The organism is Agrobacterium sp. 10T429 (assembly GCF_056393925.1).
In genome coordinates, this window is the sequence record NZ_JBFTGV010000007.1 from 124,081 (window position 1) to 137,384 (window position 13,304).

A 13,304-nucleotide genomic window follows, 5' to 3' on the forward strand; every position below is an offset into this window, starting at 1 on the left:
AAAACCGAACTTCCGTGGATCAGGTTGGCTGCCTTGCTCTTGCCCTCCCAGCATCGCAGGCTGCCCGGCAGACGGGAGACCCGAAAATGCGAGCACAAGGGCGGCAAGCAAAATCGATGATATCAGGGCATTTGGCGATCTCATCTTGCCGCTTGTCGTAACATATCCGATTGCAGCGACTTCGGGTGTCGCCACCACTCATACAAATCCTGAATTCCGTATCTGAGTTCGACCGTCGAGTTCCAGCCAAGCGCGTTGAGCCGCGAGCAATCGAGCAGCTTTCTGGGGGCTCCATCCGGTTTGCTGGTGTCAAAAACGATCTGCCCATCGTAGCCGACGATACCGGCAATCAGATGGGCGAGATTGCGGATGGATATCTCCCGCCCCGAGCCGATGTTGATCAGCGGAAAATGCGCCGATGATTTCATAAGGAAGCAACAGGCATCCGCCAGATCGTCCACATGGAGAAACTCACGCAGAGGACTGCCCGTACCCCACAGAACAATCTTGTTCTGACCGCTGATTTTTGCTTCATGCATTCTCCTGATCATCGCAGGAATGACGTGTGAACTTTGCGGATCGAAATTGTCGTTCAGCCCGTAAATATTGGTCGGCATGACGGAGACGCAATTCAGGCCGTACTGACTGGAGTAGAATTGGGAAAGCTTGAGCGCCGCGATCTTCGCAATCGCGTAGGCCTCATTGGTCGGCTCCAAAGGGCCTGTCAAAAGGGAATTTTCCGTGATCGGCTGCGCTGCGAATTTCGGATAGATGCAGCTAGATCCCATCCAGAGAAGCTTTTCAACACCGATATCGGCAGCTGATTTCATGATATTCATCGAAATTAGCGTATTGGTGTAAAGAAAGTCCGCCGGATAGGCCGCATTTGCTGCGATGCCTCCAACCTTGGCGGCAGCGACAAAAATGACCTCAGGTCTTGCCACCGCCATCCATTGCTCCGTCTCGTACTGTCGGGTCAGATCAAGCTCGCTGCGAGAGACTTTGAGAATTTCGCAATTTTCGCGCTGGAGACGTCGCACGAGTGCCGAGCCGACCATTCCGGTATGGCCGGCAACCCAGACGCGCTTGCCATTCAAGCTGAACGGGATTTCTTGCGATTTATGCGACGAATTCATTTCTTCCCTCTTCCAACATCACGAGGCGAAGATCCGCTTCGACCATTTCCTGAACGAGGTCACAAAAGGAAGTCGAGTGGCTCCAGTTGAGTTTCCTGCGCGCCTTGCTGGGGTCGCCGAGAAGAAAATCCACTTCCGCCGGACGAAAATATCTGGGATCGATTTCGATGATCGTATTGCCGGTTTTGGCGTCGTATCCCACTTCGTCACTGCCATCGCCGTTCCACTCGATGGTCTTGCCGACTACGCCGAAAGCAAGCTCAACGAATTCCCGCACCGTATGTGCCTCGCCGGTTGCGAGCACATAGTCCTCGGGTATTTCCTGCTGCACGATGCGCCACATGCCTTCAACATAATCGCGCGCATGCCCCCAGTCCCTCTTTGCGTCGAGATTGCCAAGACGCAGCTTGCTCATGAGGCCGCGTTCGATGGCGGCAACGCCGCGCGTGATTTTCCGCGTGACGAATGTCTCCCCGCGAATGGGGCTCTCATGGTTGAAGAGAATGCCGTTGGATGCGTGAAAGCCGTAACTTTCCCGGTAATTGACCGTCATCCAGTATGCGTAGAGTTTTGCCGCAGCATAGGGGCTTCTCGGATAGAACGGCGTACCCTCGTGCTGAGCAACAGTGCCCATCCCCCCGAACAGCTCCGATGTGGACGCCTGATAAAACCGGCAACGGTCTCCGAGGTTCAGAATGCGCATGGCCTCCAGCAGCCTCAGCGTGCCAAGCGCATCCGCATTTGCCGTATATTCCGGCGTCTCGAAGCTGACCTGGACATGGCTTTGGGCGCCGAGATTGTAGATCTCGTCGGGCTGGACCTCCTGAATGACCCGGCACAGGTTCGTGGCGTCCGTCAGGTCACCGAAGTGAAGACGAAAGCGAAGGTTTTCCTCGAAGGGATCTTGATAAAGATGATCGATCCGGCCGGTATTGAATGAGGAGGACCGCCTTTTCAGGCCGTGCACAATATATCCCTTGGCAAGTAGCAATTCACTGAGATAAGCGCCGTCCTGCCCGGTTACGCCGATAATCAAGGCTCTCTTGTCTACCATCCACCACATCTCCCAGCGGTTCCGGCCCCGGATGGCGCCTCCTTGAAAGGTATAACGAGGCCCTGCGCATCGGCAGCATACCAAAAGGGAGAGGACGGCCGGTCAGAACTGGCTGATTCACCGTCCACCACGTCGACATCTGCCTTTAAGAGGAGGCAGGGTGGGTATCCCCGCTTCCGACTTAAGCCTTTTGGTCGAGTTGCAGGTCACGTAGGCCGTGCCAGACTTCAAAAATACAACGCCGGGTCGCGCACGATCTTTACGATAACAGGGAGCGCGAGACGACATCATCTACGGTTCATGGAGGCGGATTGGATGGGTACGTTCGCGACGACCTACGAAAAAATGCAGAACTTCAACTGGCTGACGCGCTTTCTGCATGCAGGCCGCTATCGAAAGCTGCTCGAGGTCCTCGAAACAGTGCAGAAGGACGTCGGCAATCGGAAGGTCAGAATACTGGATATCGGCTGCGGCCCCGGAACCGCGGTCGGACATATTCTGGAAAAATTCGACGTTGAATACGTCGGTATCGACTACGATCCTATCTTCATCGAGGCCGCGCGCAATCGCTACAGCAACTACGAAAACTGCCGTTTCATCGTCGGCGACGCAAGCGACGAGAGCCTTTACGAAACGATCAAGGCCGACATCGTCATCGCGCTTGAAACGCTTGAACATATCCACCTCAACCGCACCGTACGTGTCATCGAGCACGTCTGCGCGATCGTTCGTCCCCGCATTTTCCTGGTTACGGTACCCGTCGAAGTCGGTCCAGCCGTATGGATCAAGAACTGGGGTTCGGCCCTGATGGGCTACAATCGGCAATCCGGCAATCTGAAAGAGACTTTTTGGGCAGGCCTATACCGGCTGGACCGGGTGCCCGCGCACCATACGTCACATCAGGGATTCGACTGGCGGTGTCTGGCGCAGCTTATCCGCGTCAACGCGCCCCTGCGGGAAATCCGCAGCCTGCCGTTTTCTTTTGTTCCACGCTTTCTCAGTCCGAACGTCGCGCTGATCGCCGAGCCGGTAAAATCGAGGATCGATCTGGCAAACGATGACCCCGAGGCATGGAAGATCAACCATGGCCAGACAACCTGGAACCAACAGCATATTGTCGAAGGTGCCGTTGCAACCGATGCTGCTCGCCACGCCAAGTCCTCGTCAACATGGTCGATGCGCCTCAAAGGATTACTGGGAATGGCCCTCGCCACCATGCCATTTGCCTGGCATCGCTGGTCCTACATTTCCATTTCGCCAGGCGAACTGCATTCATCGCATTTCCTGCTGACGATCGACAAACACTTGCTGCGGCCTCATCAACCGATGGAAGGCGACATTATCGTCCTTGCGGGGCAAGCCATTGTTCAACGCATTTCTGAAGCCAGCTATCTTCTGATCTAGGATCAGGACTTGTCAGCCGGAGCGAGCGCAGAGAAGACGAAAGTCGGACATGGATCGTTCCGGGTTGCGGACATCCACAGGGGGACCGCCAACGCCCGTCAAACCCGATATCGCAGGGCCTCCAAAACCCTGACGAACGCCGGTGATGCCTGGCGACGGCTGGGGTAATACAGGTAATATCCGTCCCAGGGCGGGGAATATTTCTGCAGCACGCGAACCAGCCGGCCGTCTGCGACATAAGGAAGGATCATTTCCTCCGGGATGTAGGCAAGCCCGAAGCCGTCAAGCGCGGCTTCCAGCGAATTGAAACTGTTGTTGAAGGCGAGCTGGCCATCGACCTTGATCTTGATCTCGCGGCCCTTGTCCTCGAACTCCCATACATAAAGGCCGCCGGCACTCGGCAGCCGGAAGTTGATGCAATCATGGCCGACCAGGTCCTTGGGATGCCTCGGGTGTGGTCGGTTCTTGAAGTAGGCGGGCGATCCGACGACAGCGAGACAAAAGTCGGGACCGATCCTTGCGGAGATCATGTCTTTCGCGAGATGTTCGCCCATACGCACCCCCGCATCATAACGCTCCGTCACGATGTCGGTCAGTCCGTTGTCGAGGATTAGCTCGACCTTGATGTCGGGATATTGAGGCAAAAATTTCCTGAGTTTGGGCCAGAGGACATAGGTGATCGCGTACTCGGCGGCGACGATACGGATCGTTCCCGCCGGCTTTTCCCTCAGTTCGTTCAACGCGTCGACATGCGCTTCGATCTCGTCGAAATGTGGACCGATCCCGTTTAGCAGCCGTTCGCCCGCCTCCGTCGGCGAAACCGCTCTGGTCGTCCGCATCAGGAGACGCACGCCCAACCTGGCTTCAAGCTGGCGAAGTGTGTGGCTCAATGCTGACTGCGATACGCCCAGCTTCGCCGCAGCCCGGGTAAAGCTCTGTTCTCGGGCAACAGCAATGAAAGCTGCAAGATCGTTGACGGTATCGCGTGCCATTCATGAGCCTCCTGCATCCAGACCTGTTGATTATGGCATAATGCTCATGTCGCACTAACGGAAAAAGAGCCCGCTTCGGCCGGGCTCCTGAGCTGTTACGTCACTGCAGGACGTATCAAGCCGACAGGTGCTGCTCAAAGAAGCTGGCGAGCTTGGTGAAGGGGATCACATCCATCTTGTCATAGAGGTCCGTGTGGCTGGCGCCGGGAATGACATGGAGTTCCTTCGGTTCGGCCGCCGCTGCATACGCGGTCTCCGCGAAATAGAGAGAATGGGCCTTCTCGCCATGAATGAATAGAACCGGGCGCGGCGAAATTTCCGCGATGTAGCTCAGGATCGGCATGTTCATGAACGAAATTGGCGTTGTTTGCGACCAGGCGTTCCGCGAGTTGACCGCCCGCTTATGATAACCGCGTGGTGTCGAGTAGTAGTCGTGATAATCGACCATGAACTGCGGCGCGTCGGGTCCGACTTCCGCGTTGTAGGCCGCCTGATAGGCAGGTGTACCCTTTTCCGCGTCGACCCACCGCTGGCGGCTCAACTGTTCCAGGGTCGCCGTGCGCTGCTCCAGCGTGACGCTGTCGTTGTAGCCCTTGGACATGACGCGGGTCATATCGTACATGGTGCTGGCAACCACGGCCTTCACACGCTTGTCCGACGCCACGGCATTGAGCGCCATGCCACCCCAGCCGCAGACACCGATGACGCCGATCCGTTCGCGATCGACTTCGGGACGCAGGCCGATGTAGTCCACAGCCGCGCTGAAATCCTCGGTGTTGATGTCGGGAGACGCGATATTGCGCGGTTCGCCGCCGCTCTCACCTGTATAGGAAGGATCGAATGCCAGAGTGACGAAACCGCGTTCGGCCATCGTCTGTGCGTAAAGGCCGGACGACTGTTCCTTGACCGCGCCAAACGGTCCGCTCACCACGATTGCGGGGTTTCCGACGCTGTTGCGGGTTTTGGGCATGTAGAGGTCGGCCGCCAGGATGATACCATAACGGTTTTTGAACGAGACCTTCTGGTGATCGACCTTCTCGCTCTTCGGAAAAACCTTGTCCCAGTCCTGCGTCATCTTCAATGTTTGCGCCTCTGCCTTCGATACCGCCATCACTGACGCCGCGCCAATCGCGGCGATGCCGACACCCGTAATCTTGAGAAGGCCACGACGGCCCATGTCCAGGCCCGCTCCCGTAAAAGCGTTTTCGTTCTGATTGCTCACTTCACTCTCCATTGTCGTTGCCGTGACGAGCGGCCGGTGGGCTGCTTTGAGGGGTGATGCAGCAGCGTCGTTCAAAAGATAGATCGGAGATTGTCGCGAGATTAGACCGCGGCAAAGGCATGCCGTCATGAGCGATATTCATGAATGAACCGAGCCCCTGCATCGACGTGGATAATACGCGAGTAGGCCGGGCGCGGCTAAACAAGACCCTTTGATGAACATCGTTCATGACTGCATCCCGTGACAGGCGGCTTATTGCAAGATGCTTCATGACTTATGTTTCACCTCGCTGCCTCCCATCAGCAGCGGAAGACTGTTGAAGAAATAGCCAAGAAAAGCTGCCGTACCATGTCGATAGAAACTACAATTTCCACAGGGGAAGCCAGATCCGGATCCGCAAATTGGGGCGGTGTGTTGGCGATGACGCTCTGCGTTTTCGCCCTGATCGCGTCTGAATTCATGCCTCTCAGCCTGCTGACGCCGATCGCGGAGGAACTGCGCATCAGCGAAGGATCGGCCGGACATTCGATCGCGATCTCCGGCGCTTTCGCCGTCGTCACGAGCCTCTTTGTCTCGTATCTCGCGGGAGAGTGGGACCGTAAGCTGCTGCTGCTTGCCCTGACGGCATTGATGGCCCTTTCTGGCGTGACCGTGGCGATCGCACCGAACTATGAAATGTTCATGGTCGGGCGCGCGCTCATCGGGATAGTGATCGGTGGGTTCTGGTCCATATCGGTAGCGACAGCCATGCGTCTTGTACCGGAGCATCTCGTTCCCCGAGCGCTTGCGATCTTTAACAGCGGTAACGCGCTGGCAACTGTCGTTGCTCCTCCGCTCGGCGCGTTTCTCGGATCGATCATCGGTTGGCGAGGTGCCTTCTTCACTGTCGTCCCCGTCGCGGCGATCGCATTCCTGTGGCAGCTGGCAAGCCTCCCTTCCATGAAACCCCTCCCCGGGAAAACGTCAAAGAATGCATTCAGGCTACTGAACCGTCCCTTGATCGCTATCGGCATGGCATCGGTCTCGGTTTTCTTTATGGGCCAGTTCACGCTGTTCACCTATGTCCGCCCGTTTCTCGAAACTGTGACACGAGTAGATATCTCGGTACTCACCTTCATTCTTCTGGGCATCGGAGTTGCCGGCATCGTTGGCACCAGCCTTATCGGTTACTTTCTCGCCAACCGCCTGTATCGCGTTCTGATCGTCATCCCGGCTCTGATGGCGGTGACGGCCGTGATACTTGTTGCATTCGGCAACAGTCTGCCTGTCGCGGCGATAGCGCTTGCGGCCTGGGGAATGATTGCCACCGCAGCGCCAGTGGGTTGGTGGGCGTGGCTCGCCCGCTCACTGCCGCAGGATGCGGAAGCCGGAGGTGGTCTCATGGTTGCGGTCATCCAGCTTGCGATATCAGCCGGTGCGATAGTGGGCGGATTTCTTTACGACGCATCCGGCTACCGCATGACTTTCCTGGCAAGCGCAGGTTTGCTCCTGGCCGCGTCAGCGCTGGCGTTCAAATCATCGAGAATATCCTCGTAAAGCAGTTCGGCATGAGAGCATTCCAATGATCGACAGGCGTCTATTTCTTGGGCTGGCTACCGCGGCCACAGCTTTCCCGTCCGCATTGTTCGGTCAGGTAACAAAAACGGAGGTATCCTTGATGAGTTTCCGAATGGCCTTTGGTGGTCACAGCATGACCGCGACCTTGTTTGACAACCCGTCGGCACGCGAGCTCATGAAAATGCTGCCGCTCGATCTCACGATCGAAGACTATTCGACCAACGAGAAAATCGCATATCTGCCTCGAAAGTTGACGCAGGTGACTGACACGCCGTTCGATAACGCACGTCCCGGCGACATCGCTTATTACGCGCCATGGGGTAATCTAGTCTTCTATTACGACAGCTACCGATACTCGAAAGGGCTGATCCGCCTCGGACGTTTCGATGACGGCTTCGAGCCACTTTTCACCCGAGGCGAATTCTCTCTGCGCATAGAGCGCGCCTGACACGCGCCTGCCAAAGGTAAATGCCACTAACGTCGGGAAAGCAAGCGGGCCATGGCATGATGGGGTGCCGGCTTATCGCTATCCGGTCCGCTTTCCCTTTCGAGACGTGCACGAATCTTTTCGATTTCCTCTTCCGTGAGGTGCTCGATCCCAATGAAGTCACCGCGCGCTTGCTCCACCGCCCGCAACAACTCGTCTAGTTTTGCTTCCATCGCCGCGGAATCCCTGTTCTGTGAATTCTGCACGAGGAAAATCATCAGGAAGGTGACAATGGTCGTACCCGTATTGATGACCAGTTGCCAGACCTCCGAAAAACCAAACAGCGGTCCGCTTATCCCCCAGACGAGCACGGTTCCGAGAGCCACCATGAAAGCCGTTGGAGAGCCGGAAAATGAAGCTATAGCGCTTGCGAAGCGAGTGAAGAATTTATTCATAACACGCTGCCCCTTGTTGCCATTTTAGGGATGCCAACCAACAAACAAAATGCACGATTGTTCCGGGGTGCCGTGACAGCAGAAGTTCCGATTTGCACTTCGATCCGCGGCAAGCCCTCATTGTGTTCGTTCTCGCCAAACTGGTCGGTGAATTCTCCCCAACGACAATGAGGCGGCCACCAACTCTCCTACCCCGGCATTCAAGCAGGTCAGCACAAGCGTCGGTGCCATCACCTCCGCTTGACTATTCTCCGAAGCATGGAGCCTCTCGCCTTGCGAGGAATGAGATCGATATCGCTGACAAGCTTTGCGCCCCCCTCCCGCCGTTCCAATGTGATCTTCCGGCTATGAAACGCTTCCAGTTCGGCACGATGCGCTACGCTTACGATCGTCGCATCGGGTAGCTCATCAATTACCGTCTGCATCATCTTGTCCTGACTTTTCTCGTCCAGAGCCGCCGTCGCCTCGTCCATAACGATGATGTCGGGGGCGTTCAGCAACAGGCGTGCGAAGGTCAGCCGTTGTTTTTCGCCACCTGATAACGTCTGGTCCCACGGCGCCTCGTCTTCAATCTTGTCCTTGAGTTGACCCAGACCGACCTTGTCGAGAGCGGCCCCGATCTCTTCCGGCGTCCAGCTCTCGGCCGGTTGCGGATAGCAGACCGCCCGACGTAGCGTGCCGGCCGGAATATATGGCCGCTGCGGCAGCATGAACAATCGGCTGCCGGCGCGAAAATTGACGCTGCCTCCACCCCATGGCCAGAGACCGGAAATGGCCCGAACCAGTGTGCTTTTGCCCGAGCCCGATTCCCCCGCGACAAGCACTCTCTCACCCGCGCCGATCTCGACATCCGTCTCCTTGACGACGGCCGTTCCGTCACCGAGAGAAACGGACACATCCTTGAGGCTGAGTATTGTCTCGCCTTCCGTTTCGCCTCGCACGATCCGACCGAGCGTGTCGCTCTTTTCGGCGCGCTCCAGGCCATCGAGCGACATCATCAGGGAGGCCACACGTCGCGCGCAGGCATTCCAGTCGGCCAGACGGGGATAGTTGTCGACCAGCCAGCCAAATGCGGATTGGACAATGGTGAAAGCGGAAGCAGCCTGCATTACCTCGCCAAGAGACATGCTTCCATCGAGAAACTTCGGCGCGCACAACAGAACCGGTACGACGGGGGCAATCAACATCGATCCATTCGATACGACCGTGGTGCGCATGTATTGCTGCGCCATGAGACGCCACTGCCGCCGGACATTGCCGAAGCGCTTGTCCAGATCGCTGCGCTCCTCGTCTTCGCCGCCAAGCAGGGCGATGCTCTCACCATTCTCCCTGACGCGCGTAAGCGTGTAGCGAAACTCCGCTTCAACCTGGTTCTTGACTTCGGAAACCTTGACGAAGTTGCGGGCAATGAAGGCGATGGAACTGGATGTGATGATTGCGTAGATAACAGCCGCAATCACGAGAAAGCCGGGGATCGTGATCCAGACACCCGCGATGGAGACCGTGAGAGCCCCACCAATCGTCCACAAGACAACGATAAATGTAGAGGCAGACACGAATGCAGCGATGACACCTGAAACAAAATCCACCGGCGCCTCGGTGGCAATACGCATATCCTCCGAGAGCCTTGCCTCGGGGTTTTGATGGTCACCATCGATCAAATTGAGCTGATAATAGCGGCCATTCGCAATCCATCTCCCAACGAGCGACTTTGTCAGCCAGGAACGCCAGCGCCGCTGAATGCGCATCCTGACATAGACCTGCGAGGTTACGATAAAGACACTTCCCAGGACGAGCAGCGGGAAGACGGATCCGAGAAAATAGACCGTCGACGCGTCGCGTTTCTCAATCGCGTCAAAAATCCCGCGATTCCAGACGTTGATGCCATACTGGAAGCCGACATTTATGCCGATCATAGCCAGAAGCCCGAGCGAAAACAGCCAGGCCAGCCGATCGCCGCGACGGCTCCAGAAACCTCGCGCGCTGATCCAGAAGCGCTTCAGCAGATATTTCCTGCGAGCCTCCTCGGCCTCCTCCGGCGTCAAGCCCAAAGCAGGTTCCATCTCCTCTGGCGGGAGCGGATCATCGTTTTCATGGGCATCGTTTTCGGATGCGGTTTGGGTGCCAGTCTCGTCGGCACCAACGACCGGCTTCGGTCCTGCGTCATTATCGATCATGGGCGCTAAACGAACGATGCGTCGAAAGGTTTCACGGCTTTGTGATGCGTCGTGAAATATAATTCCGTTGCTGCGCGGGGCTTTTCAAAAGCCTCTAAATACACGGCTTTCTGGCCCGCTGCCGACATACCGGAATCGCGCTGGCGGATATTCTGACCGTTGGTGGAGACGGTCCAGGTGCATCGCCATGGGGTGCCTGACTTGGCCCGCGGTGCGACAGATCATATTGACGGTTAACCGCGTGTTGACTTCCCGTTTGACGAGATGGCCTAACATAAGCAGACTCTGAAATTGGACCCCGCCGCACCCGGCTTTCATGCCGTGCGGCAAGCATACGGCGCCATCATGCGACTTAGTACCATCACGAACCTGGCTTATGCTGTCACCCTCGTGCTCACGACAGTATCGGCGACCACATTCATTCTATCGGCCAGAAGCGCTTCTCAAGAGCGGGTGGCAATCCAGAATCATCTCGAACTGACCGATCTCGCCGAAGAACTGGCGATCATTGCGGACGAGCGCACCGAGGAGGCGCGTCTTTACGTCATGCGGGGCGACGAGCAACATCTCGCAAAATTCTACGTCGACGAAGATCAGGAAAAGCACCTTGAAAACACCTTGGACAAACTCGCAGCTCTTGGTGTTTCGCCGCAAGAGGCAGGCTCATTTCAGGAAATCCGAAAGAGCGCCGACGCACTGGACAAGATGGAGCGCGATGCAATCGGTTTCTATCGAGCCGGCCGCCAGAACGATGCACAGCAGGTCCTGTTCGGCGATGAGCACTATCGACTGCATACGAACCTGCTGACAACCGTCGCGACGCTGAGAGAAGCCATTGCGGCCCGCTCGCAGGCGATGGTTGACCAGGCTAAAGACCGAAGCGATTTCTACGGATCGATCGCGAAAGTGATGCTTGCGCTCACCGCCCTGATGTTTGTGGCCGTACTCTATTTTGTCCTCAGCAGACGCGTTGCCTTGCCGCTTATCAAAATGAGCAACATCGTCACGCGCCTTGCCCGGCAGGATTACAGTATCGACCTACCCGACGAAGGCCGGCGTGACGAAATCGGTGAAATGAACAAGGCTATCAGGATCTTCCGCAGCAACGGGTTGGAACGGGAACGGCTTGACGCGGAGCACCGCAGGAATCAACGCATCAAGGACCTGATCCTGCAGATGATGCATCGGATTCAGGCCTGCCAGAATCAGGAAGAATTGTCCGACGTCGTTTCGAAATTCATGCCGCAAATTTTCCCGGCCATTGCCGGCCGCCTGCTTGTTCTCAAGGAAAACAGTTCGGTTCTCCAATCGACCGGACAATGGTCCGATCCTTCGTTTTCGGCCCCGGAATTTTCGATAGACGATTGCTGGGCTCTCCGTCGCGGACGTCCCCACGCCAGCAACCCGGGCGGAGACGATGTTGTCTGCCATCACCTACATGGCAGTTCCGGAACAGGCCTGTGCATACCACTCACCGCATTGGGAGAAACCGTCGGCTTATTGTATCTTGAAATTCCGCAGAGTAGCGAGACGCTGGAGTTAGAGCGGCTATATCTCGAACTCCTCGCCGAAAATATAGGCCTTGCCGTTGCAAACCTCCAGCTTCGGCAGCGGCTGGTTGGCATGGCACGGCAAGACGCACTGACTGGTCTTTTGAACCGTCGATCGCTTGATGAGACGCTGAACAGGCATATTGAAAAGCCAACCAATTCGCTTGCATGTCTGATGCTCGACATCGACCATTTCAAGCGCTTCAATGACCGGTTTGGCCATGATGCCGGAGATGCGGTGATGCAATATGTCGCCCAGGTGCTTTCGGAAGCTGTCGGCGATCTGGGTGAACTATTCCGTTTCGGCGGCGAGGAATTCACCGTGCTCATGCCGGCTGGAGGCATTGAAGATGCCATCAAGGTTGCGGAGAAACTCCGGCACGCGGTCGAGCGCGCACCTTTCACCTACCGGGGCCGTCTGCTTGACTCGATCACCATATCCATCGGTATCGCAACGTCACCGGGTGCCGGAACCGTGAGCAGCGTCCTGGAACGGGCGGACGCTGCGCTTTTGAGCGCCAAGCAGACAGGCCGGAACAAGTGGGTGTCGGCCGAGAAGCCTCCAACCGATTAGGTAGAGGCTACGCCGCACCGATTGCGTGGTTATAGAAGCAGCAGCCGACCTGGCATATTTGACCGGCTAGACGATGAGGTTCGGGTTCTTCCACAGCTGGAATCCGCCCTCGAAAGCAAGCGTATTGTCTCCGCGGCGGCATCCGGGCGGCAGGGTATCGAGTTTTTCGACATTACCACCGCCGATGACCACCTCATCCGGTTCAAGGGCGGCAGTCAGACGCTCTACGACATCAGTGACGCGCTTTTGCCATTTGGCATTGCCCTTCTCTTCGCGATACGCCTCCCGGAGATAGTGCTCGTACGTTTTGCCCTTCCGATAGGGAAGATGAGCGATCTCCATCGGCTGGGCCACGTTTTCGACGATCATCGCAGCCCCAAGGCCTGTTCCGAGACCGAGAAACAACATGCGCCCGCCCTGATAGGAGCCGATTGCCTGCATCAGCGCATCGTTAACGATACGAACGGGGCAGCGGAAAGCGCCGGCGTAATCATAACCGACCCAGCCTGTACCCAGATTGACCGGTTCGCGAAGCGGTTTGTTGTGGACGACCGGACCGGGATATCCCATGGCGATGACGTCATAGGTCATGTCTTTCGCCATGGCGGTTACGGCGATGACCATTTCTGGTCCAGTCATCGCCTTGCCGCTTTCGACCTTGCGCTCGTCGCCACCTGCACTTGAGCGGATCTTGACGTGGCTGCCGCCGATATCGATCGCTAGAACGATCCGATCCTGTGTCATTGAACTACCGTC

General features: G+C 56.8%; 11 protein-coding genes. 4 read left to right on the forward strand and 7 right to left on the reverse strand.

What is annotated here, in order from left to right:
- Positions 1-140 precede the first annotated feature (140 nt).
- Both AC1DCP_RS16970 and gmd read right to left on the reverse strand, forming a co-directional pair.
- Entirely contained in the window at positions 141-1,136 is a 996-nt protein-coding gene (locus tag AC1DCP_RS16970; protein ID WP_062599815.1) for a GDP-L-fucose synthase family protein, read from the reverse strand.
- Positions 1,120-2,190 (reverse strand): GDP-mannose 4,6-dehydratase, encoded by a 1,071-nt coding sequence (gene gmd / locus AC1DCP_RS16975; protein ID WP_019566379.1) that lies wholly within the window; start codon positions 2,188-2,190, stop codon positions 1,120-1,122. Before gmd ends, AC1DCP_RS16970 begins: the two co-directional genes overlap by 17 nt.
- Positions 2,191-2,232: 42 nt before the next feature.
- On the opposite strand from gmd, the gene AC1DCP_RS16980 reads away from it, so the two are divergent.
- Positions 2,233-3,594 (forward strand): class I SAM-dependent methyltransferase, encoded by a 1,362-nt coding sequence (locus AC1DCP_RS16980; RefSeq protein ID WP_236775192.1) that lies wholly within the window; start codon positions 2,233-2,235, stop codon positions 3,592-3,594.
- A gap of 98 nt (positions 3,595-3,692) precedes the next feature.
- Here AC1DCP_RS16980 and AC1DCP_RS16985 read toward each other — a convergent pair whose 3' ends face one another.
- Entirely contained in the window at positions 3,693-4,586 is an 894-nt protein-coding gene (locus tag AC1DCP_RS16985) for a LysR family transcriptional regulator (RefSeq protein ID WP_013761305.1), read from the reverse strand.
- Positions 4,587-4,701: 115 nt separating this feature from the next.
- Positions 4,702-5,763 carry an alpha/beta hydrolase gene (locus AC1DCP_RS16990; RefSeq protein ID WP_112176461.1) on the reverse strand — a complete coding sequence of 354 codons (1,062 nt, stop codon included), beginning with the start codon at positions 5,761-5,763 and terminating at the stop codon, positions 4,702-4,704.
- A gap of 465 nt (positions 5,764-6,228) precedes the next feature.
- Between AC1DCP_RS16990 and AC1DCP_RS16995 the strand changes: the two genes are divergently transcribed.
- Together AC1DCP_RS16995 and AC1DCP_RS17000 are read left to right on the forward strand one after the other, a co-directional pair.
- A complete protein-coding gene (locus AC1DCP_RS16995) occupies positions 6,229-7,344 on the forward strand; it encodes an MFS transporter (RefSeq protein WP_065705396.1) in 1,116 nt (371 codons plus the stop codon).
- Positions 7,345-7,369: 25 nt separating this feature from the next.
- The gene (locus AC1DCP_RS17000; RefSeq protein WP_236735842.1) at positions 7,370-7,813 is read left to right on the forward strand and encodes a cyclophilin-like fold protein; all 444 of its coding nucleotides are present in this window, start codon (positions 7,370-7,372) and stop codon (positions 7,811-7,813) included.
- 26 nt (positions 7,814-7,839) lie between these two features.
- Here AC1DCP_RS17000 and AC1DCP_RS17005 read toward each other — a convergent pair whose 3' ends face one another.
- Both AC1DCP_RS17005 and AC1DCP_RS17010 read right to left on the reverse strand, forming a co-directional pair.
- Complete coding sequence (locus AC1DCP_RS17005; protein ID WP_013761309.1) at positions 7,840-8,247, reverse strand: low affinity iron permease family protein; 408 nt, start codon at positions 8,245-8,247, stop codon at positions 7,840-7,842.
- 230 nt (positions 8,248-8,477) lie between these two features.
- Complete coding sequence (locus tag AC1DCP_RS17010) at positions 8,478-10,424, reverse strand: ABC transporter ATP-binding protein/permease (protein ID WP_038493635.1); 1,947 nt, start codon at positions 10,422-10,424, stop codon at positions 8,478-8,480.
- 345 nt (positions 10,425-10,769) lie between these two features.
- Between AC1DCP_RS17010 and AC1DCP_RS17015 the strand changes: the two genes are divergently transcribed.
- Positions 10,770-12,548 (forward strand): diguanylate cyclase, encoded by a 1,779-nt coding sequence (locus AC1DCP_RS17015; protein WP_065705526.1) that lies wholly within the window; start codon positions 10,770-10,772, stop codon positions 12,546-12,548.
- 66 nt (positions 12,549-12,614) lie between these two features.
- On the opposite strand, the gene AC1DCP_RS17020 is transcribed toward AC1DCP_RS17015, so the two are convergent.
- The gene (locus tag AC1DCP_RS17020; RefSeq protein WP_041694617.1) at positions 12,615-13,292 is read right to left on the reverse strand and encodes an ROK family protein; all 678 of its coding nucleotides are present in this window, start codon (positions 13,290-13,292) and stop codon (positions 12,615-12,617) included.
- Between the last annotated feature and the right edge of the window lie 12 nt (positions 13,293-13,304).